Source organism: Annamia dubia NIES-4383 (assembly GCF_055394725.1).
Genome location: NZ_AP025630.1, coordinates 2,718,113 through 2,741,339, shown reverse-complemented (window position 1 = coordinate 2,741,339; position 23,227 = coordinate 2,718,113). Strand labels below are relative to the sequence as shown.

The following is a 23,227-nucleotide window of genomic DNA, read 5'->3' as shown; positions in this document are numbered from 1 at the left end:
ATTTATTGCAAAAAGAAATTGAAAAAAATAAAGAAATAGCTCAAAATTATATTTTTAAATATTGATAAAAGTTAAGTCAAAATCATGATTTTAGTTTATTTGTAGAGATCTAGTTTACAATAAAGTCATATTATAATCAAAATTTGAGCTTGACTATGAATAATAAAGAGCAAATTAAACAAGATTTCATCAAAAAATTGAGGGTATTTGTAGATGAATTATCTGACTATTCTCAAACAAAAGACGGTCAATGGTCTATCAAAGGCTTTATTGATGTATTTAAAAATGTTTATACCATTTCTAATGATACAAAAATTATTTCCAAAATTATTGAAATACATTTATTTCCTAAACTTCTTGAATTTGCACAGAGATACTCTTATAAAATGGTATTAGCAGAACATCAAAATTTTGGACTTTGGACAAAAAGAAATTGGTAGAGGTTAAAATAGAAGATAAAAAAATAGACAAAGTAAAACTAACCTAAAATAATTTTAGGGGAAAAAAGATTAATTAACAGTCGTTTCTAACAGCAATTTAGCTATTTTGTTGACATTTTTGATTCTTTTTTATAACCTGATAACGTGGTCTTTTCACTTGTATTTCACCTTTTTCCGTCCAGAAGAATAACCACGGGGTTTGGGAAAATTAGAATTGATCTCAATGGTGCTAATAATTCTATAAAAGTCTCTCTGAACCAGCACTGGGGTAATCTTACTCTCACGAAAATTAGGCAAATATTTCTCCCAAGGGCGGGGTAAGCAAACAGCTAAATTCCTTGCATTCCACAATTGAATATAAGCAATTAAAATTAGGTTCATCCAGTTTTCTTCATAACTTGTATGAGAGGTTAAATAGTCGTTCATTAATAATCTTTGTTTGCCAAATCGAAAAAAGTGTTCCAAGTCAAAACGTTGACGATAAGATTGATAAATTTCAAGCAAAGTTAATTCGTTACGGCGTTTACCAATGGCAATTAACCACATTGGTTTCCAAATAGAATTACCTTCTTGATCAGTAACAGTAATTTCCAATAATGTAAAGGGATAATCATGCAATTTATGTTCCTTTGTTCCCTTCATTAACATATTATTCCAACCCTTAATTTTGACATTTAATAATTTACCACGTTTCGTAGTAAAATTAGTTTGAATTAAATCATCAGGGGGATGCCAAGAAGTTGAATCTTTTAAATCAAATTTATCACCATACCAACGTGGATGTCCACTTTTTAACTCAGAAGAATCTTTGACAAAAGGACGAAAAAAAACACGATTACTTTTAACTCTGGTGACAACAAGTCGATCTTGATTAAGAACTTGTTTGCCAATAAAATCTTTTTGACTATAAAGACAATCTACGACAATAACTGATAGAATTATCTTAAATAATAATGAATCTGTCAAAACTTTATTAATCTGTTTATGAGCAACAGAAACATCTTTTTCATCGCTTTTTACTCGTTGAACTGATAAAGGAATTGTCCAAGAAGCATCACAATTAGATATTTTTTCAGGTAAGTAAAAAAGCCAAGAATAAGCATGACCAATATTGATGGGTTTATTGCCTTTAATACTGTTAGGTTGATGAATAAACGTTTTATCAGATACAGTAGGAGAAAACTGGCGTGAATTAGGGGTTACATCAATGCCAAATAGATGAAACTTTCGCTGATTATTTTGAGGAATACTCTCTAAAATAATCTTAGATATTTCGGCTTTATTTGTGATTTGTGATTTCTTTTTTCCCGCTTTATTAAAATCAGCAATTGCTCGATAAATACTTTGGTATTTATGTTTAAATAGAGGATTTAAACTTAATTCCACGACTGTTTTAGCATCTTGATTACTACTAAGAGCATCGAGTAAATTCATCAAGGCATCTTTTCTTAAACCAAGACTTTGATATAATCGTTGACGACCTTGAATAAATTGTTCAACTTCTTGGTAATTTTTATTTTTGATTTTCATATTATTTTGAATAATAAACTATCTATTTATTCTAATCTATAGAACAAACTTGTTGAGAAAGAAAGTTTATTATTTGACATTATGCTATTAGACAATATTCAATTTCTCTTAATATAAATATCTTATTTTAATTTTTTCGGTCTGATGTGAGCTTCATTAAATCTAATTTTTTGTCCAAAGTCCAATACCTTGGATTTTAAGTAATCTTAATTTAAGCAAAAATAGCCTCTGGATAGAGCCTTTTATGGGGTCTGGAGTTGTTGGCTTTAATGTTTTACCAACAAGAGCTATTTTTAATGATCTTAACCCCCATTTAATCAATTTTTATCAGGCAATTAAAGAGGAAATAATTACACCATTTATTGCTAGAGAATATTTAGAAAATGAAGGTAATTTGTTAAAACATCAAGGGGAAAATTATTATTATGAAGTGAGAAAAAGATTTAATCAAAAACATGATCCTTTAGATTTTTTATTTTTGTCAAGGGCAGGTTTTAATGGCGTTATGAGATTTAATGCTAAAGGGGAATTTAATATTCCCTTTTGTAAAAAAATTGAAAGATTTAGTAAATCTTATATTACTAAAATTGTCAATCAAATTGGTCACATTTATGGTTTATTAAAAGTATATGATTGGCAATTTATTTGTGGTGATTTTGAATCTTTAATTATTCAAGCCAATCAAAATGATTTTATTTATTGTGATCCTCCTTATTATGGGAGATTTGCTGACTATTATCAGTCATGGCAAGAAACTGATGAAGAAAGATTAAGTTTTTTATTAAATCAAACTCAAGCTAAATTTATGGTTTCTACTTGGTACAGTAATCAATATCGAAATAATCCTTCTATTACTAAATATTGGGGGAATTTTTATCTACTCAAAAAAGAACATTTTTATCATATTGGAGCAAAAGAAACTAATCGTAATAGTATCATTGAAGCTTTAATTATTAATTATCAATCCTCATCACAATTAATTGATAATCAAAATAATTATCAACTAGCATTAAACTTGTAAAAGTTTGACTTTTCAGTTATGCTATTAATTGTTAAACTAACGATGAGTAAAATAACTTTTTAAGTTGTTACAAACAGGATACTCTTTTTACAAAAATTTTACTTAAATTAAACTTATGAATGAAGATTCCTTAGAAAATCAATTAAATAAAGAAGTTGAGAGTTTAAATATTAATCATCTTAACCAATTGGGTAACAAGGCTGTAAAATTAGGTTTAATTATCGGTCATGGTTATTTTCGTGGTGAGTATGAAATCCTCTTAAAAGACGAATCTCTTTTACTTACCCCCCTTCAAGCACAGGAATATTTGGAAAATTTAATCGCAGAAGCCGGAGGTTAACTTTTGACTGCCCTTTCCCCACAAACTACCTCACAAACTCAATCTTGGACTGAGGCTAATCATCTTTATTTAATGAAGGCGATCGCGCGAAAAGCGGCCTTAAAAGTGGGTTTACAACTTCATGGTATTTCCGCCGAAACTTTACCCACCGATCTTAATCAATTATCTTTATTAAAGTGTTTATTAGAAAGATAATATGCCTTAACTAATACCAAAATATTATTAAATTGTGATTATATTAAGATTAATGAGATTAATAAAGAAAAAGATCAAGTTATTTCAAGGTTTATTGATGTGTTGAATTGTCCTTTAATTTATCATCAAATTTGGGATATTTGTCGAGGGCAGTCGCGCCCCCGTTTAGAAGAATTAGCCCAAAGAATTGAAGCACAAGCCGACTGGGATGGGTTGAAGTTTTTTGAGTTGAATATTTACTAATATAAAAACCCCCTTAGGCCGGTTTTTCTGATGTAGCAAAGGGTTTTAAGCAGTCGCTTAAAAAATATTTGTTATAATATTTTCTATCAAATCTTAATTTCTAATTAAAAATATGATTAAAGTTCTCCTTGTAGAAGACTCCCCTATTGCTAAAACTTTACTTTCCCGTTTGATCGATTCCACAAATGATCTTAGGGTGGTGGGTACTGCTTCTACGGGAGTAGAAGGTTTGGAATTAATTCCAAAATTAAAGCCCGATGTGATCTGCACTGATCTTCATATGCCGACAATGGATGGCCTCCAATTCACTTCGGAAGTAATGATTAATTATCCTACTCCTATTTTAGTCATTAGTGCCTCTGTTCAAGAAGAAGATACTCGGAATGTTTTTTTATTATTACAGGCCGGAGCGGTAGATATTTTCCCTAAACCAAGAGCAGGATTAATTCAAGAATATGAATCTATTAAGCAAGAATTAATTAATAAAATCAGAATTTTATCAGGGGTAAAGGTTTTTAAACGGTCAAAATCGGCTCAAACAAATTTGCTTAAAACTGAAGTTAAGGAAAATAAACAGTTAATTCCATCTATTATTAAAACCCAACCACCTGAGTTGATTGCACCGATTAACCGTTCAGGAGTTAAAATTTTGACGATCGGCTCATCAACGGGCGGGCCTCAAGCTTTATTAGAATTATTCAGTAAATTACCCCCTCATTTTCCCATTCCAATTGTTTGTGTTCAGCATATTAGTGAGGGTTTTTTACAAGGTTTATTAGATTGGCTCTCTTATAATTCTGATTTAAAATTTCGCATCGCTCAACATTCGGAAATTCCTCAGCCTGGGATTGTTTATTTTCCGCCGGAAAAACATCATTTGGAGTTAGATCGTCAAGGGCGTTTTTTGCCTAGCACCGCCCTGCCTGTGGGGGGGCATCGGCCTTCTGTGACGGTAACTTTTCAGGCGATCGCTAAATTTTATCGCAACCGAGCGATCGGCATTTTATTAACGGGAATGGGGCGAGATGGGGCGGAGGGCTTATTGGAACTTTATAAAGCCGGAAGTTTGACTATTGCCCAAGATGAAAACACATCGGTGGTTTTTGGAATGCCCAAAGAGGCGATCTCGTTGGGAGCGGCACAAAAAATTTTACCAATTCAAGAAATTGTGCCATTATTATTACAAAAACTAGGCATAAGTTCTTTCTGCTAAAAAACCTAGTTTTATTTTGAAAAACTAAGATAATATTGATCCATAATTATTTATAAATTTTTTTTAATAACGATTTTTTAAGAAGATGTCCCAATATACAAACTATTTAAAACAAAAACAAATTTCAATCGAAACTTGTGATGGTGATTTTACCCCGATCATTTGGTCAGAACTAACTGATTCAGACTTTAATCAGATTTTATCAGATTTACTTTTATATAATCCTGATTATGACAATGAACAAAATCAACTTTTTGAAGTTAAATGGGAAGAATTTGCTTCAGAATTTCAAAATCAATCAAATTTTAATCAAAATTTAGAAATTCCCCTTATTGATAGCGAAATTATTGAGCCAAATAGTCCACCTCAAACTAAAGTTAATTCGCCAAAATCAACTAAGCAAACTTATGTCAAAAAATCTCAAAAGTTAGGTCAAAGTAGAAAAAAAGCTTTACCAATAATTAAATTACATGAGGATCTTTATGAAGAAAAACCTTTAAAAGCTAGTTCTTTTTTTAAATGGGTAATCTTAATTACCGTCAGTTTTATTTTAACAGGTTTGATGTTACAAAATCGAAGTTCTGTTATTGCTGAGAAAATTCCCATGACTAATCAATTATCTGTTGATAAACCATTAAATCCTACTCAAAATGTTTTGGATACTAATAATAACAAATTAGCCCAAATTCCCCATAATTCTAGTCAACAATTAGCCCAACCTATCCCCCAACCACCTAAGTTACATCAAAATAATCTTAAAGATAAAATGATAGTTGATCGTTATTATTTTCCCCAAAATAATTCCAATCAAAATCCCCAAATGATGATAGTCGATCGCTATTATTTAGCTCATGATCAACTCAATCAAATGATTATACCTCAAACAGAGTCTTTGATTAAAAATAATCTCCCGATCAAAGTTAATTCTTCAGATAATTATGTGACAAATAATCGAGTTTTACCCCCCCCACCGCCACCGCAACTTAACTCATCTATTCCTACTTTTACTCCTAAAGTTAATACTCCCGATTTATCCCAAACATCGCCGAGCAATGGCAATCAAAATACAACTTATACTTTACAGGGAATGATTAATTTTGGGGAATATTCAGCGGCCTTATTTAAAAATGCCGATGCGATCGTGCGGATTAATCAAGGTGAGGCGATGGGAAATAATGGTTGGATTTTAGCTAAAATAGATCAAGAAATGGCAATTTTAACTAAAAATGGAGAAATTAAAACCTTAAAAGTAGGAGAATCTGTTTCTATTTTAGAATAAAAAAACTTAACCATTTTATATTATCAGTATCTTACTTGTAATAGTTTACAAAAATTTTAAATAATGATTTTTTTTTATGTTTAAAACCTTGAATTAATTTTTTTAATTTAAACTAAAAACAATCATTTTAACTTTAAAATTTACTTAGAATAGTAATTATTTGATTACTTTTTAAAATCAAATAATTTTTACTTAAAACTTGAAAATACTTTAACCAATCTTCTACTATCATGCAACCAATAGTACATATTCTTGAAATATTTGGAAAACTAGATCTTTTAACAGGAAAACAATTAATTGCAACAACCCATGCAATTATGGAATTTGAGCCTGAATTTTTACTATTAGATCTTGAAGGGGTTACATTTGCAGATAGTGGTGGCTTAGGGGCAGTTGTCAGAGCATTTAAAATTGCTCAGGTAGGGGGAGTAAGATTTGCAATTTTTACTTCTCAAACTCAAGTTTTAAGTATTTTTCGTTTAACTTCAATGAATCAAATTATGGAAATTTATAAAGTCAAAGAAGAATTTTATGAACAATTAAAAGTAGAAATTCCTGAATATCGTTATCTTAATGAAATTCCTGAAGTTTCGATTCAAGTAAAATTATCAATTGATGATTGATGAATTTCCAGATTTATCATTTAAAAAATTTTTTTAATTTCAATTTTTTTTATTTTTTTAATTTTTTAATTTTTTTAATTTTGTCTTATGAATAATAATCTTACCGCCCAAAAAATTGAACAACTTTTAGCCCTATATAATCAAGGGCAACGTAACTTTAAAGGTTTTACATTAAATCAAGCTAATTTAGCACAAGTTAAACTCCCTTTAATTGTGATGGAAGATGCAAATTTAGAAGCAATAAATTTTGAACAAGCTAACTTAATGGGAGCAAATTTAAACCGTTCAAATTTAAAAAATGCTAATTTTAAAAGTGCTAATTTAATGGGAGCAGATTTAGTTAAAGTTGATTTAGAAAATTCTAATTTATCAAAAGCTTTAATCAGTGGAGTTAATTTAAGTGCTTCTAATTTGTGTAATTGTGATTTAGGAGGGGCTAGTTTTGTCGGCTCTGATTTAACGGCGGCCGATCTACGGGGAGCTAATTTAAAAGGTACTAATTTAAGGGGTGCTAATCTCAGAGGCACTAATTTAACTGAAACAAATATTGATTATGCGATTGTGGATTATGATGATTTAAAAAATGCAATTATTCCTGAACAATTAAGGGATAAAATATTATCTTTACAAGAAGAAATCCCAGATATTGAGGTAGATCAAGGGCTTAATGAATCTATTGATGATGAGGATCAAAGCCATGATTTTTTAATAGAAAATAATGATAATAATGCTGAACAAACAGAAATTAATCAGGCTCAATTTTTTGAAAATCAAAATCAAATTGAAACTAATGAAATTGATACAGATATTATTTATGATAGTTATTTATCCGAGGTAGAAACTGATAGTAAAAGTGATGATTTATCTAATTATTCTCCATTTTTAGAAATGGATAATTCTGAATGGTTTGAAAATGAAGATCAAGAGGATCATGCCGTTATTTTTGGCCATAATTTAGATCAATCTAATGATTCACAGGAAAATACACAAGTTAATCAAGAAATTCCCTCTAATCAAATAGAAGATCAGCCTTTAAGTAATATTTTAGATGATTATCAATGGTTTAATGATTCTGAAGAAAATCAAATGATTGAAATAACTGAACCCTTTTTAGAAATGCCAGAAAATGATCAAAATAGTATTTTTAAAGATAAAGATAGGGCTAATTTAGATAATTTAGATAATCAAGAAAATAGAGAATCAGGTGAGATGTTTGAAACAATTTTACCTGATAATAGTGATCAAGAATGGTTAAATGATTCTGAAGAAATTAAAATTGAAACTTTAGAAATTAGTGATCCTTTTTTAGAAGAAATGCCCAATAAATCACCAGAAAATCTTACTTTTGATCATAATTTATCAGAGCAAAAATCAGAACAAAATCTTGATAGTTTATTAGAAATTCCTGATCAATCTTCAGAAAATATGGAATTAGGTAATATTTTAGAAAGCATTGTAACCAATGATCGAGGATGGTTAAATGATTCTGAAGAAATCAAAATTGAAACTTTAGGAAATGTAGAAAGTTTAGAAAGTTTAGACAATTTAGATAACTTAGAAATCAGTGATCTTTTCTTACAAAGTGCTAGTAATCAAGAGCAAAAACCAATTATTTATGCTCAAAGTTGGGAAGAAAATGAGCTTGATCAATTATTAGCAGAAGATTTAATTTTATCCCATGAAAGTTATGATTTAGATCGGGAAATCAATGATTTATTTAACTTAGGAAGTGAGAAAAAAGAAACTTTAACTAAGGCCACTTTAGTTGATGAAGATAATATTTTTGATTTATCTATTGGGCTAAATAATGAGATAGATTCCCTTATAACTGAGGAAGAAACTATTAAAAATATCTCGGTTTTTGATAATAATAATAAACCTACTTTAATCTTAGAAGATAATCCCAATGAATTACAACAGATATCTGAAACTCAAAATGAGTTATTAGAATTAACTGAAAATCAGGTAATTATTGAGCAATTTGAATCAATAGAAAAAGAGGAAAAAAGTGAAGATTTACCATTGATTTTACCTGATGATTTAGCAACTGAAACTAATTTATTTGTCGCTGAAAATGAAGGTGAAGAAAAACAAACTTTAACTAAAGAAACTTTGATTGATCTTGATATTAATAGTCAAGATTTACCAGCAATTTTACCTGATGATTTAGAAACAGAAACTAATCCCTTTTTCCTTGAAAATGAAACTGAAAATGATAATTATGATCATTTCTTTGAATCAGAAAGTGAAGAAAAAGAAACTTTAAGTAAAGAAACTTTGATTGATTTTAATGCTGATAATGAAGATTTAGCTAACATTTTACCCCGTGATTTAGACATAGAAACTAATCCTTTTTTCACTGAAAATGAAAGTGCTAATTCCGATCATTTATTTGAATTAGAAAATCAATTATCTGAAAAGATTGAAGAAGATCAACATTTATCCCCCGAACAAATTGCTAAATTTAATCAATTTTCTGATTCAATAATTGAAGATCAAGAAGAAAAATTAACTCAATCTCAATCTAATTTTGAAAGTGAAATAACTGCTCAAAATGAAGAAAATGAATCTAATACAGCCATAGAAAGACGAAGAATCAATCAATCAAAATCTACCTTTATTCAAAAGTTAAATAATCCCGTGATTGAGTCTATTCAATCTGTTTTAAAAAACCGACTTCAATACCATTTTAAGAAAAATGTTTTTGAATATTATCAAAATCAATGTGCAATTACCCAATGTAATATTTTACCACTATTAGAAGTTGTAATGATCAATCCTTCCGCTCAAGAAATGCCCGATCACCCTTCTAATGGATTAGTATTAAGACGGGATTTAAGTGTACTTTTCCAATTATTTTTATTAGCAATTAATCCTGATGATTTAACCGTTTTAGTATCTCCTACTATTAAAAATAAGGAATATCAAGCTTTAAATGGGCAAAAAATATTGATCTCAAATCTGCCTAATAATCGCTCTTTAGTTGCCCATTTAAAAAACTGTTCATGGCATCAATCAAATCTTACTAATTTAGGACAAAAATCCCTCAAAAATCAACCATTATCTAAGCAAATAAAAGTTAAAAAAGTTAATGATTTTGACAATCTTAAAACTTATTTAATGGCCCAATCCCAACAACCACGCTGGTTAACTTTTGGCTTGGTGGGAATTACTGCTTTTTCCATAATTGGAGCATTTTTATTTAATTATTTTGGCGGAAATAAAGAATCTGAAGTTATTTCTTCTACTCAAAATTTAAAACCCATAGATGTTACAATCGGTGATTTAACTTATGAAAGTAATGGTTTAATTGATAACAATAATACCTATTTTTCTTTACCTGTTTTAAATCATTTAGGCTTAAATAGTGGTAAGATAAAACCTGAAGCCAATAAGATTAATTTAGAATTTTCAGGTAAGTTCAAAATTAAATTTGTTGATTTAAAAATTAAAGATGAAACCTTTAAAAATCAAGGTTTAATTATTGAAAAAACGGGTATTTCTTATATTCCAATTAATTTAATTAAATCCCTTAAAATTAAATCATCAAATCTAGTGGAAAATCAAACTATTACTTATCAAAATATCACCTATATTAAAACAGGAGAATTGAAAAGATTAGGAGTTAAAATTGGTTGGGATGAAAAAAGTCGGATTTTAACTTTACAGTAGAATATTTGCCCTCATCCCCCGCCCCTCTCCTGTGGAAGCAGGGCTTTTTCACTTATTTTTAAGATTAATAAATCACAAATTATTAAAAAAGTTATAATTTCTAATATAAATTAAGTTCAATTCATTGAACGATTTATATTAGCCTTGAAATTCATTTCAAGGCGGGATCAATACTTTAAGAGATCACAGTGAGTAATTCACTCCCAATGAAATCAATTTCATTGCTAACAGTGATCGTTCAATAAATTGAACTCAGAATTGTATTTTACCCCCGACTTTGAAAACGCCCTGCTGTGGGAGAGGGAAAAAAGAAAATTAACTTAATTTATATTTTAAAATTGCTCATTAAATTTTAATAATAAAAAAATGGATTTAATACCTTATTTATTAATATTTATATTCGGCTCTGCCATCGGTAGTTTTTTAAATGTGGTAGTCTACCGTTTACCCGCTAAAATCTCTTTACTTTACCCACCTTCCCGTTGCCCTCAATGTTTTCATCCTTTAGGAAAAACCGAAAATATCCCTATTTTTGGATGGCTTTGGTTAAGGGGAAAATGCCGTTGGTGTCATAGTCAAATTTCCGGCCGTTATCCCTTTATTGAAATAATCACAGGCCTATTATTTTTAGTTATTTTTAGTCATTTTGGCTTAACTTTTACTACCATTGGTTATTGGCTTTTTATTAGTTGGTTATTAGCCTTATCTTTAATAGATTTAGATACAATGACCTTACCCAATCAACTAACTCAATCAGGCTTAATTTTAGGCTTAATTTTTAACTCAATCAACGGCTTTTTAAATAATAGTTTAACCGGATTAATTTCTGAGTTAACATGGGCTTTAATTGCCATGACAGTGGGCATTTGGAGTTTAGATTTAATCGGTATTCTTGGCACAATTATCTTTAGAAAACAAGCAATGGGAGGAGGAGATCCCAAATTATTCGCCATGATTGGCGTTTGGATCGGTTGGAAAGCCTTATTAATTTCCGGTTTCTTAGCCTGTGCGATCGGGTCAATTTTTGGCATAATTGGCATTGGTTTTAAACAGCTAGGAACTTTTCAAAAAATACCTTTTGGGCCTTTTTTAGCATTGGGCGCGCTCTGTAGTGTCTTTTGGAGTGATATGATAATAACCACCTATCAAAAATTGTTTTTAAACAATTTAGCTTTTTAATTTCTTAACTCCTAATTATTATTGAATTTTTATTTTTAAAATTTGAATTTTTATGTCTTTATTTGATTGGTTTGCAAATCGCCAAAAAATGGATCCACCTCTACAAAAACAACAAGAAAGAGAAATCGCCGATGGTCTTTGGACAAAATGCCCCGTCTGTGGCCATGTGGCTTATACCAAAGACCTCAAAGCCAATAATTTTGTCTGTTCAGAATGTGATCATCATATTCGCATCGGTAGCCAAGAGCGGATCCGTCAACTGATAGATGATCAAACTTGGCAAATTTTAAATGAACAAATTAAACCTAAAGATCCCTTAAAATTTAAAGACCGTAAGGCTTATAAAGATCGTCTTAAAGATTATCAAGATAAAACGGGTTTAACTGATGCGGTTAAAACTGGTACAGGTTTACTAGATGGTTTACCCGTTGCCCTTGGCGTGATGGACTTTGATTTTATGGGGGGCAGTATGGGATCCGTAGTGGGGGAAAAATTATGCCGTTTGATTGAATATGCTACGGCCGAAAATCTCCCCGTGATTATTATTTGTGCTTCTGGGGGGGCTAGAATGCAGGAGGGAATGCTCAGTTTAATGCAAATGGCCAAAATTTCCGGCTCTTTACAACGCCATAAAGATGCCAAATTACTTTATATTCCAGTTTTAACCCATCCTACGATGGGCGGAGTTACAGCCAGTTTTGCCATGTTAGGGGATATTATCATTGCCGAGCCTAAAGCGGCCATCGGTTTTGCCGGCCGTCGTGTCATTGAACAAACTTTACGGGAAAAATTACCCGATGAATTTCAAACTTCTGAATATTTATTAAAACATGGTTTTGTAGATGCCATCATTCATCGTACTCAACTTAAAAAAACCTTAGCTAATTTAATTAGTTTACATCAACCTTATTATTCTCTTGTTCAACCCGTGCAATAATAAATAATAAATAATAAATAATAAGTAATAAGTAATAATTAATAAGTGTTGATTTTTAAATATTAAAAATATATGGAAGCACCTTTTGAACGTTTTAAATTATCTCAAACTGGCAAAACTCAATTAGGAAAACTCAAACAATATACCAAAATTGATCAGTGGAATATCCTTTGTCGTTGGGCTTTTTGTCGTTCTTTAGCAGAACCCACTATCCCCACCCCAATTGACATTCCAGCCGATAGTAATGTAGAGATAACATGGCGTGTTTTTGGGGGTGAATTATGCGATTTATTATTAATAGCTTTAAAACAAAGATGTTATAATGATGGTTTGAAAACCGATAAAGAAACTTTGACTCAACAATTTAGATTACATTTACATCGTGGAATTGGTTATTTAGCAGGGGATCTTAATTTAAAGAAAATTGAAGATTTAGTTATTTTAATTTCAGATCAAAATATAGTTTAATCCCATTTTTCTTAAATCAAAATACAATAATAACTAAGTCGGCCTAGGCAGAATTTTTGATGATAAACCAACCCTTAAGGGCTTTATTCTTTAACACCAAATATCATTTGTAAAACCATATTTTTACCACCTTTTTGATGATATTTGTCAGCCCAAGCCCTAATAATTTGATCTAATTCTTGCTGTGCTTCTTCTAAATTTTCTTCAGCAATATCAAACTCCTCTAAAATGCGCATATACTTTGTATTTTTAGTTGCCCATTCACTCATCATCCGAAAATAACGAGCCGTATCTTCTACCATCAAATAATTGCGTTCTTCCGAATTTTCAGGCGCATAAAAAGGAGTCAATAAAGCATAAAAAGGTAGATTATTCCCATGATCAATTCTTAAAATTGTATTAGAATAAACTAATCTTCTTTTAATATGTTCAGTTAAAGCATCACTAATTGGAACTCTTTTTTCTTCAGGAATATTCTTTTGTGAACCCTCATGTAAAATTTCAATTAATTCTAATAATTGAATTGAAGTAATTAATTGAGCAAAAGGCAAATTTGAAGGCAATTTTTCGAGGATTTTCTGTTGTTGTTCCTTAGAAATATTGATTTGATTAAAACGAGATATTTCTGGCAATAAAGGATATTTTTGTAGCCAAAGATAAGGAAATTGAATTAAATAACGAGGCTCTTGAGAGCCTAACATTTGTAATAGTTTTCCCTCAGTTAAAGCCTCTTTAATTTCCTTAACTATTTGTCTGACTCTTTTGGGTTCAATGTGATGAAGATGCCCTGTCATTCTTGCATTTTCATCTTGTTCAATATAGGTAGCGTAAACAGCTAATTTAGCGGCAGTGGCCGTGGCTTCTAAAAACGCTCCATGACGATGACCTCCCGTTCTTAAAGCGGTAAAAGCCAGATAAAATAGTATTTGATCCATTGAACTTGGACTAATACTTTTGATTAAATTGAGATCGGTTTTTAGATTTGGCATTTGTAGGAACTTTTTAAATCAATTATGATCAAACATTAATGCGTATTTTTAGTAGAATTATATTTTTATTTTGCTAGATCTTATTTTTAATAAAAGCAAAATATTGATATTTTACTAATAAAATATAATGGCTACAGCACCCTAACTTATTATCTGCCAATTGTTTATATTATAAATTGCATTATAGCATATAATTATCATTTTGGCATCAAAATTTCCAAGATTTTAGAAAAAAAACTTGAGATCTAAACATTATTCGACCCAACCCAAACAATTAAGATAATTTGGGTTGTTCTTCTGGATCACGGCCACTGCCCCTTTCGGCGGTTAATTCAGTATGATTATCTGATGAATTAGCGGTATAAAGGTTTAAAATATTTTTGATAGAAAAAGAAGTTACTAAAGCGATTAATAAGATTGGTAAAAATGATTTTTTGAACATTGTTAATAAAACCTCTAATGAATTTAGTTTCTCTTTACTCTCCTTACTTTTTATTCTCGTTCCGGAAATTTTTAAAAATTGTTCTTTTTTTAGATTGAATATTAGATTTAACCATAAAATTTTAATTAGAAAATAGACAAGAAAAATCAATAATTCTTGTCAAAAAATAAAATTGTGATCTCAATCAATTTAAGGCTTTTGACTCGATCACAACCTTCTCTAATTTATGATAAATTCAATAGATAAAGAAATTATTAAAAATTTTCTTCCTCCGTTCAAGGCCATGAAGAAAATCTAATTTGAAACAATTAACAACAGTTATTCACCAAGATCAGGACAAATTTGCTTAAATTTTTCCACTAATAACCAATTTCCCGAAGCATTAAAATTTCCCCAAAGTGAAACTTTTTGTAGATTAAGGCTTTGTTTTAATTCAATATGAATTTGTGGTAAAATCGTGATTAATTGAATTGATTGCTTATGTTTATTTTCAGGATATGTCACCTCTAAATAATATTCTTGATTTTCTTGGTGATGGATAATACCTTCATAAAAATTCGGTTTTTTCTCTTTTAAATAATTTAGTTTTTTGTCAAAAATTTGATCATTTTTTTGAGTAATGGCATTTTTTTGACTGTGTTTATCCCCTTTTGAGCCATAAAAATAACCACTAATAGGATATTCTTCTGGGCGATCGAGGTAAAATCTTTGACCCTCTACCCATTGGGAATGTTCCCACAGCAGATCAAAAAATGGCACGATGATCGCTGGTGCATTTTGATCTGTTAATAACTTTTCTTGAATTATTCTCACATTTAATTCATTAGGCTCACAATTTAATTGAATAGATAAAGCGGCCGCCATGCCGGCCGCCTGTCCAATATTCATCACTAAAGGCTGTAAACGGGTTGAACCGTTGGCAAGATGGGAAACACTAATATTTTTTTCACAAACCAGAAAACCCTCTGTATTTTCAGGGATTAAACTCTCATAAGGGATACAAAAAGGCGTTCCCGTCCATCTTCCGCCCCAACGAATAGACTTAGGCTGAAGGGGGAATTGAAAATTGGGGTAATGGTGATCATTGGCATAATTTCCCACTGCGATCGCACTGATCTGCCCTTGCTCATTAAGAGGTAACTGAGCCACATTCCCCCCAGCAACGGGTAAAATATCTTGTTCAATAATTGTTTTTTTACCAATTAAACGGCGACTTTCTCTGAAATAAGGATGTAAAGCAAAAGCACCACATCCTAATTCACTCGGAAAAGTATTTTTAGCTAAACCGTAACGGATGCCTAATTCCTGTTGAATAAAATAAGCAAAACCTAAACTATGATTAAAAGCCTCAGTTAAAAAACTTTGACGCTCCTCTTGAGAAGATATTAAACGGTTTAAATTTTCGCCGTAATCATTACCATGATGAGGCCAATTAATCATAAATAAATTATGGGGGAGACGACCATAATTTAAAAACATCTCGCCCCCATAACCATCCCATGCCCCCTCATAATTAGTAGGATTATAACTAGATGGTGGGGTAATTTTAGGAGCTTTTTGTCCCTGTCCATAATCCTGTAAAATGACCACCCATGTGGGAGACTGTACCGGATATTTGTGAGTTAACTGAGTTGGAGCGTGGGGAGCGCTCGGCTCTTGCCAATTTTCTCCAAAATCCCACCCCCAACGGTGAGAAACCTCACCTAAAGCCAATAAATCCCCCAATTCCGTGCCATCAATCACAATTTTGGCAAAAATGATATAATCTTGAAAACGAACCCCTAAAATTCGATTATTTTCCCTAATTAATTCCAGAGGTTTTTGTCCTGCAATCCACTGTAAATTATCTAATTGATTAACCCAATCCCTTAAAATATTAGCACCAGTGCGAGGATGATAGGAAAATAAACTAACCCAACTATGATTTAATTGTCCTTTTTGTCGGCGTTGTAAAGCCCTCAAATATGCCCCCCATAGCCCCGTTTGCCAACAAGCCAACTCATTGCCATCGGGAGCAGAAACACCGGCCGAGGTTAACATCCCTCCTAGCCAATATTCTTCACTTACCAGAATGGTTTTTACACCACAACGAGCCGCTTGAATAGCGGCGGCCGTGCCTCCCACGCCCCCACCTACTACTAAAATATCGGTTTTAATTTTTTCCATGTAAAGTCAAATTTTGTGATGATTTTAACCTTGATCTGATAAGAGTTTGAGGTTATTTTACCACCTAAAAAATCAAAAAATATTACAAAAGAGACAATTGCTAACAAAAATTAGTTCAATTTATTAAACAATTGAGGTTAGCCTTAAACCGAAGTTCAAGGCAGGTTAAGGCTTTTAGCATTTAACCCGCAATGAAATTAACTTCATTGCTAACAGTGATCGTTGAATAAATTGAACTAAGAATTGCATTTTCCCTCGACTTTGAAAACCCCCCAAGTCGGGAATGAGGGTTTTTCTAACATTTAAAATTCTCTCACAGACGGCTTTCCATCAATGATTTCACCAACTAAAACCACATCAGCTACCCCCACAAATAAACCATTATCAAGCACTCCGGGAATATTATTAATTTCCTTTTCTAAATCCGCCGGATTTTCAATATGATCAAATTTAACATCAATAATTAAATTTCCTTCATCCGTCACCACAGGGCCGGCTTTTTTAACGCCCATGCGTAACTGAGGTTTCCCCCCTAAAGCTTCTAACTTTCTCATGGTGGGAGTTAAAGCCATGGGGATCACTTCCACAGGTAACAGAAAAGTCGAGCCAAGTTTATCCACTAATTTTCCAGAGTCTACCACTACCACAAATTCATTAGCTAAACTATCCACTACCTTTTCTCTGGTATGAGCCGCGCCGCCACCTTTGATCATGTGTTTATCGGGATCAACTTCATCCGCCCCATCAATAGCTATATCAATGTGATCCACCGCATCGAGGGTAGTTAAGGGGATTTTATATTGTTTGGCTAAAACTTCCGCCTGAAAAGAGGTAGGAATACCCACAATATTTTTAATTTCACCACTAGCTAAACGCTCTCCAATATATTGAATGGCATAAGCCGTAGTTGAGCCTGTACCTAAACCTACCACAGAATCAGATTTAACTCTAGCGGCGGCGGCCTTACCTACCTCTTGTTTCATTAAAGTTACCGGATCCGCACTATTACTCATAAATTTAAAAATCTCCTGAAAATAAATTTTTTTAAATGTTTTTTGTGATTGATAATTAATAACTGACAATACACAGTGAACAGTTGACAATAACAAAAACTTATTGTCAATTGTCCATTGTCAACTGTCAACTGGGATTAACTGGCAGTTTGAGCGCTTAATCTTTCTTTAAGAATGGTTAACTGAGCCGCCCAACGGGGATCGGGCTGAAATGACTCGTTATTGCTGGTGCTGGTGACAGAGGGCTGACCATTGGCATTAGACTTCTGACGAGCATTTTTCTTATTCTTTTTACGGCCAGCGCCACCAATGGAAGGGGTAGGAGTAGAATTAGTATTAGCAACTTTAGGAGTAGGCTTACTCACCACAGTTACGCCTTCTTCTTTCTGATCTCCTTTACCTTTAGTGCGAGGAAGTGCTTTTTCAATTTTTAAGGTATTATCCATAAAAGGATGGCCATTATATTTTTCAATAAAGCGATCGGCATCTTCATCACTAGCCACCGTCACAAAACCAAAGCCACGACATTTACCAGTTTTACGATCTTTAATTAATTTCGTAGTTACCGCCACTTCAGAGTCAACAAAAACTCCTTGAAAAGCCTCACGATCGATCACGTCTTTAGGTAAATTACCAACATATAAACGAATAGACATATATATACCTCCAAATGGATAAAATCAAAAAATTGTGATGATGGACTGTATTCACAAACTATTCACAACAATGACACAAAAAAGAGAAGGATAGACTCGCAGTTTTTCAACTTTGTGCCTGTCGTCTTCCCTTTTCTGTGTCATGATGATAGTTTTTTTAATCAATATATGATTAGTCAATATCTGCTCACTCCTGAATACTGAGAGCCTTAAGAGCAATGTTTTTAGTTTTAGATCAAACAAGTAGTTATAAAAAAAACATAACCTGTTTGATTTGTCTCTTTAATAATTATTACAGATTCTTTTAACAATACGTTAAACAGTACCAAACGTCAAATAATTTTAAATCTATTTGTGTTATTAGTCGTGATATTGATCATTTGTCATTAGTCATTAGTTACCTTGACGCAATTTTGATCTGATTTTCATTAAAATTTTACCTAATTCATTTCGCCCCGTGCCATCTTTCCCACAGCCCCAATAATAGTCTGTAGGCGAGTTTTCCATAATTATTTCTTCACCTGTTGCCAATAAAATTTCTTGTAATTGACCATAGGTGTTAAATTTTATGGTAACTGCTTTTTCCATGATCCCTTGTTTAACTTGTTCCCAGTCTAATCTTACTCGATATTGGCTATTGCGCCCGATGGCCGCCGCTTCTTCAGGAGTTTTAACATCATAAATTTTCGTCATTAACCATTGATCTGGGCTATCATAAAATTTATGAGCTTGATAATAATGTTCTACAGTTAACCATAATTTCCCATCACAAGTAATAGAATGGGAAGAAAAATTAGAAAAACAACCATAAGCTTCATCTGCTTTATAAAAGTAAATTGTCATTGTTAAATTAGCTCTAGTTTTTTTATTTAAAATTTGATTATTTTTTTAATTCTACTAACTTGATAGGTAAAACTATTTAAAATAATAATTGCATTTGTAAATTACCAACATAAACATTATTATTATTAAATTGATTGGGATTAACAATTAGATAAAAAGTAGGAACTAATGCTAAATAATCATTAACAGGAAAATAATAAGAAGCCTCAAACTCTTGTGTCATTGTACCATTACCACCCCCCGCCACTAAATAATTTTTTCCCGTTAAAAGATCAAAAGGAATTGTATAAATAAAACTGGTAATAGTTCCCTCCTTTCCTAAATCTAAAATATTAATACCTGTTTGAATTTGTTGACTATTAATCAAACCATAATTAAGATTAACATTCCTTGGATCAATCTTGGTACTACTATAATTATAACTGCCAAAAAGACGAATTTCTGGATCAATAAACCAATCAAAACCTAGGCCAATCATTTGAGAATTTCCCCCCTTCAATTTCCCCCCTTCACCATCATCTATTACACCCCAAACAGGCAAACTTGAAACCTGTCCATTTTGATCTATTTCTAAATTAAAAATTTGTTGGTATAGCAGTTGAAAATTAAAATTATGACTGGGAGAATAGGTTAATTCACTACTTAAACTATTAGTGCCTTCAAATAAACTATTTTTGCGATTTCCAGCAGAATTAGAGCTATTTAAACGAGTGTTATTTTCTGTTAAATAAGCCGTATTTAATTGTAATTGATCATTGATCGCCCATAACACTATTATACCAGTACCCTGTCCCATCGGAGAAACTAAATTTTGATTAAAATTATTAGGTATAAAATTAACTATTTTATTAAAATAATTAGACCAATTAACACGAGGAGCAATCACCAATTGTAAAGAATTATTAATAGGTAATTGATACCATAATTCTTCAATGATAAACTGATCATCACCGCCAAGTTGACTATTATTAAAATTAACTCCCAACCGATCAAAATTACCCGTTGACATTAGTTGATTAATAGGATGATTATTATTACTCATAACCAACTTTGTTAATAATAGATCATCCCCATTAAAAGAAGTATTTAAACTTAATTCAAGGCGATGGGAAATAGTTAAATTTTGCTGATCAATTTGACGTTGAATAGGTTGATTATTTTCACCCCTTAAAGCTAAATTTTGATTAAGACCTTCAGCCTTAATTTGATCAGCAAAAATCACACCTGATAGGTTAAAATTAGCAATTCCTGTTAACTGGGTAGTAGTAGAAAATTTAGTTAATTCTTGTTCCGTAATTCTAGCTTCTAAACCATCATTTCTACCCTTTAAAATAGCTAATTCTAAAGCGAATTGATTTTGTAATTGTTGAATTTTAGTTAAATCTTCTGGTAGAATATAATTAAGATTATTTTGCTCTAAAATCTGATTGATTATCTCGTCAAAAATAATCGCAAATTCATCCCTTGTTAACTCTTGAACATTATTAAAAATTAATTGAAATTGCCCATTATTGATACTATATTTTTCGATTAATTCCTTTAAAACTAAAAAAGCCCAGTCAGTAGATTGAACATTATTTAATTGATAAACTAAAGGAGAATCTAAAGATAAATCTAAAGATAATTGATTATAATTATTATGATCAGCTAAAACTGGATTAATTCTCAAAAAATAAGCCCCCAGAATAACAGTTGATAAAAACACTGTTTTCATTAAGCTGAAATTCATAGAGTCTATCTTGTTCATTTCTAAAGCTTCGATTCAACAATTGACAATTACCTTTACTTCAAAGTAGAGGATTGAAAAGAAGGAAAATTTTTAAATTTTTCCCTATTCATCAATTGTCAATTGTCCATTGTTAATTGTCAACTGATCTTAATATAACTCATCAGTGATACATCCATAATCAGATAAAGCTTGATTAACTTTTTCTGTGACAGAATCGGGTAAATCAGGGGGTAAAATAGGTGGAGAAGTAGAAGCTAAAACATAACTATTATTTTGCTCATCTAAAACAGCAATTAATTCCACCCCATAAGTTTCAGATAAACTAAAATCTTGAGTAGAAATTACCTCTAAGCTAGTGCTAATTTGACTACTTTGTAATTGTCCTGATTGTTCTTCACCTAAAGAAAATGATAAAATTTGTGGACTAATCATATCTTTATTATATTGACCCGTTTCCTCATTTAAAATTAATAAACTCCATTCTGCTCTAAATTCTAAAATACACATTTTTCCGTCTATATTAGAAGGAAAAATACTCAAATAATAATTAGGATAATCCCCATCATGCCAAAGCCCTAAAAAGGGAGCGCTCCTTGGATTGACATTGCTCCATCTTTCTCGATATGATTGTAATTCAGGTGAAAATCTAGGAGGTGGATTCATTTTATCAAGGCCGGCTAAAGCAAACCAACTTTGAGATCTTTCTGTTAAAAAAGTTTTAAAATTAGATAGATTTTCTTGATTTAATTGAGGTAATAAAGGGGTAATAATTACAGGAAGATCTATTTCCTCCTTTGTGGAATAATCAGATGGAGGTAATGTTTCTATCAGTTCAGAATTGTGATTATTTTGATTAGAATTATCTTCAATAATTTGTGGTGATTGACAAAATTCTGAACTAATCACTAAGGCAAAAGAAAACAAGAAATTAGATATTTTGACTGACATAGAATAATCCTCAATAGCTTGTAGCCAATCCATTATTTGTTAAATTTTAGGTTAACCTTTTTAGCCGATATTTTAAGATTAATTAATCAAGAATTATTAACAACTAGATAATATCTCACAATTGTTAGTTCAATCAATTGAACTAACAATTGTATTTTAACCCCGACTTACAACATAATGAAGATATTTTCTTAAAATTGACCTAATAATTTAACTTCAGGATGTAAACAAATTGTCCAATGTTTTTCCACCTGTTCTTGAACGTAATTAATTAAATTTAAAATATCGATCGCTTTGGCTTGATTATAATTCAAAATAAAATTAGCATGACGTTGAGCCACCTGTGCGCCCCCGATCATATAACCTTTTAAACCTAATTGTTCAATTAACCAACCCGCTTTATAATCGTGGGGATTACGGAACACACTACCACAACTGGGCTTATCATAAGGTTGGGATTGTTTCCTCATGTGTAAATTTTGAGAGGTGATCGCCCTTACTTCCTCTTTACTGAAACCGGGTTGAAGTTGAAAAGTCGCTTCAATCACTAAACGCTGATCATTTTGTAACGATGAACTACGATAACTATAATTCAAATCCTGTGCTGTTAAAGTCTCTATTTTACCATCAGGATTAATCACTTTCACACTAACTAACACATTTTCAGTAGAACTTGTGTGCGCACCCGCATTCATAACTACCGCCCCCCCCACTGTGCCAGGGATACCCACCGACCATTCTAAGCCTTTACAGCCATATTTAGCGGCCTTCCATGCCAGTTTGGGCAAAGCTTCTCCTGCCCCAGCCGTCACCGTACCATTCTCTAGGTCAAATTTACTATAACTTAAATGACGAGTACATAAGACTAAGCCCTCAATACCTCGATCGCTGACTAATAAATTTGAGCCGGCCCCCATTAAAGTTAAAGGAAGATGGTGTTTTTGTAACCATTCAAAACTAGCTTCCACTTCATTAATATTTTGGGGAGCAACATACCACTGGGCTTGCCCGCCCACTCGAAAACTGGTTAAGTTAGCAAGGGCAACTTGAGGTTGGATCAAACATTTTGTTCCGGCAAGGGCGATGGCCGTGGGTTTTGAGCTTTGGGGAAAGAAAAAAGAGGACATGGTTTGGGTGGGAGTCAAGGAAAGAGTCATAAACCTAATATTTTCAGTAATAGTTTCAGTTTAAATGAAGATGTGAGCAATATTAAGTACAGATTTTGTTATAACAATAATCAGGTTTTTTTATTAGGTCAACTGTAATTTAAAGAATTTTGTCTTTGACTTAAAGACAAAATT

The 23,227-nt window shown here is 31.6% G+C and carries 21 protein-coding genes and 1 pseudogene; 12 read left to right on the top strand and 10 right to left on the bottom strand.

What is annotated here, in order from left to right:
* Window positions 1-155 precede the first annotated feature (155 nt).
* Window positions 156-440 (top strand): type II restriction endonuclease, encoded by a 285-nt coding sequence (locus tag Anndu_RS12355; RefSeq protein WP_464101494.1) that lies wholly within the window; start codon window positions 156-158, stop codon window positions 438-440.
* Window positions 441-537: 97 nt separating this feature from the next.
* On the opposite strand, the pseudogene Anndu_RS12350 reads toward Anndu_RS12355, so the two are convergent.
* Window positions 538-1,970, bottom strand: a pseudogene (locus tag Anndu_RS12350) (NF041680 family putative transposase).
* Window positions 1,971-2,214: 244 nt separating this feature from the next.
* On the opposite strand from Anndu_RS12350, the gene Anndu_RS12345 reads away from it, so the two are divergent.
* From Anndu_RS12345 to dndE, 11 genes are all read left to right on the top strand, one after another.
* A complete protein-coding gene (locus tag Anndu_RS12345) occupies window positions 2,215-2,991 on the top strand; it encodes a DNA adenine methylase (RefSeq protein ID WP_464101493.1) in 777 nt (258 codons plus the stop codon).
* Between the two features lie 115 nt (window positions 2,992-3,106).
* A complete protein-coding gene (locus Anndu_RS12340; RefSeq protein WP_464101492.1) occupies window positions 3,107-3,331 on the top strand; it encodes a hypothetical protein in 225 nt (74 codons plus the stop codon).
* Window positions 3,332-3,334: 3 nt separating this feature from the next.
* The gene (locus Anndu_RS12335; protein WP_464101491.1) at window positions 3,335-3,526 is read left to right on the top strand and encodes a hypothetical protein; all 192 of its coding nucleotides are present in this window, start codon (window positions 3,335-3,337) and stop codon (window positions 3,524-3,526) included.
* Window positions 3,527-3,625: 99 nt separating this feature from the next.
* Entirely contained in the window at window positions 3,626-3,769 is a 144-nt protein-coding gene (locus Anndu_RS12330; protein ID WP_464101490.1) for a hypothetical protein, read from the top strand.
* A gap of 112 nt (window positions 3,770-3,881) precedes the next feature.
* Complete coding sequence (gene cheB, locus Anndu_RS12325) at window positions 3,882-4,982, top strand: chemotaxis-specific protein-glutamate methyltransferase CheB (RefSeq protein ID WP_464101489.1); 1,101 nt, start codon at window positions 3,882-3,884, stop codon at window positions 4,980-4,982.
* 85 nt (window positions 4,983-5,067) lie between these two features.
* Entirely contained in the window at window positions 5,068-6,261 is a 1,194-nt protein-coding gene (locus Anndu_RS12320; protein ID WP_464101488.1) for a hypothetical protein, read from the top strand.
* Window positions 6,262-6,491: 230 nt separating this feature from the next.
* The gene (locus Anndu_RS12315; protein WP_464101487.1) at window positions 6,492-6,884 is read left to right on the top strand and encodes an STAS domain-containing protein; all 393 of its coding nucleotides are present in this window, start codon (window positions 6,492-6,494) and stop codon (window positions 6,882-6,884) included.
* An 87-nt stretch (window positions 6,885-6,971) separates the two neighbouring features.
* Complete coding sequence (locus tag Anndu_RS12310) at window positions 6,972-10,556, top strand: pentapeptide repeat-containing protein (RefSeq protein WP_464101486.1); 3,585 nt, start codon at window positions 6,972-6,974, stop codon at window positions 10,554-10,556.
* 366 nt (window positions 10,557-10,922) lie between these two features.
* Window positions 10,923-11,735 carry a prepilin peptidase gene (locus tag Anndu_RS12305; protein ID WP_464101485.1) on the top strand — a complete coding sequence of 271 codons (813 nt, stop codon included), beginning with the start codon at window positions 10,923-10,925 and terminating at the stop codon, window positions 11,733-11,735.
* Window positions 11,736-11,787: 52 nt separating this feature from the next.
* Window positions 11,788-12,672, top strand: a complete 885-nt coding sequence (gene accD, locus Anndu_RS12300; RefSeq protein ID WP_464101484.1) for an acetyl-CoA carboxylase, carboxyltransferase subunit beta — start codon at window positions 11,788-11,790, stop codon at window positions 12,670-12,672.
* Between the two features lie 72 nt (window positions 12,673-12,744).
* Window positions 12,745-13,140 carry a DNA sulfur modification protein DndE gene (dndE, locus tag Anndu_RS12295; protein ID WP_464101483.1) on the top strand — a complete coding sequence of 132 codons (396 nt, stop codon included), beginning with the start codon at window positions 12,745-12,747 and terminating at the stop codon, window positions 13,138-13,140.
* A gap of 83 nt (window positions 13,141-13,223) precedes the next feature.
* Here dndE and hetR read toward each other — a convergent pair whose 3' ends face one another.
* From hetR to murB, 9 genes are all read right to left on the bottom strand, one after another.
* On the bottom strand, window positions 13,224-14,129 hold the full coding sequence (gene hetR / locus Anndu_RS12290; RefSeq protein ID WP_464101482.1) for a heterocyst differentiation control protein: 906 nt from the start codon (window positions 14,127-14,129) through the stop codon (window positions 13,224-13,226).
* 274 nt (window positions 14,130-14,403) lie between these two features.
* Window positions 14,404-14,571 carry a hypothetical protein gene (locus Anndu_RS12285; RefSeq protein WP_464101481.1) on the bottom strand — a complete coding sequence of 56 codons (168 nt, stop codon included), beginning with the start codon at window positions 14,569-14,571 and terminating at the stop codon, window positions 14,404-14,406.
* Between the two features lie 318 nt (window positions 14,572-14,889).
* Window positions 14,890-16,737 (bottom strand): FAD-dependent oxidoreductase, encoded by a 1,848-nt coding sequence (locus Anndu_RS12280; RefSeq protein WP_464101480.1) that lies wholly within the window; start codon window positions 16,735-16,737, stop codon window positions 14,890-14,892.
* Between the two features lie 302 nt (window positions 16,738-17,039).
* The gene (rpiA, locus tag Anndu_RS12275; RefSeq protein WP_464101479.1) at window positions 17,040-17,750 is read right to left on the bottom strand and encodes a ribose-5-phosphate isomerase RpiA; all 711 of its coding nucleotides are present in this window, start codon (window positions 17,748-17,750) and stop codon (window positions 17,040-17,042) included.
* 137 nt (window positions 17,751-17,887) lie between these two features.
* Window positions 17,888-18,406: an RNA recognition motif domain-containing protein gene (locus Anndu_RS12270; protein WP_464101478.1), complete on the bottom strand. Its 519-nt coding sequence runs from the start codon at window positions 18,404-18,406 to the stop codon at window positions 17,888-17,890.
* 393 nt (window positions 18,407-18,799) lie between these two features.
* The gene (locus Anndu_RS12265; protein WP_464101477.1) at window positions 18,800-19,249 is read right to left on the bottom strand and encodes an NADAR family protein; all 450 of its coding nucleotides are present in this window, start codon (window positions 19,247-19,249) and stop codon (window positions 18,800-18,802) included.
* 76 nt (window positions 19,250-19,325) lie between these two features.
* Window positions 19,326-20,963, bottom strand: coding sequence for an iron uptake porin (locus Anndu_RS12260; protein WP_464101476.1), 1,638 nt, complete (start codon window positions 20,961-20,963; stop codon window positions 19,326-19,328).
* 162 nt (window positions 20,964-21,125) lie between these two features.
* On the bottom strand, window positions 21,126-21,959 hold the full coding sequence (locus tag Anndu_RS12255; protein WP_464101475.1) for a hypothetical protein: 834 nt from the start codon (window positions 21,957-21,959) through the stop codon (window positions 21,126-21,128).
* A 158-nt stretch (window positions 21,960-22,117) separates the two neighbouring features.
* The gene (gene murB / locus Anndu_RS12250; RefSeq protein WP_464101474.1) at window positions 22,118-23,083 is read right to left on the bottom strand and encodes a UDP-N-acetylmuramate dehydrogenase; all 966 of its coding nucleotides are present in this window, start codon (window positions 23,081-23,083) and stop codon (window positions 22,118-22,120) included.
* Window positions 23,084-23,227: the final 144 nt, after the last annotated feature.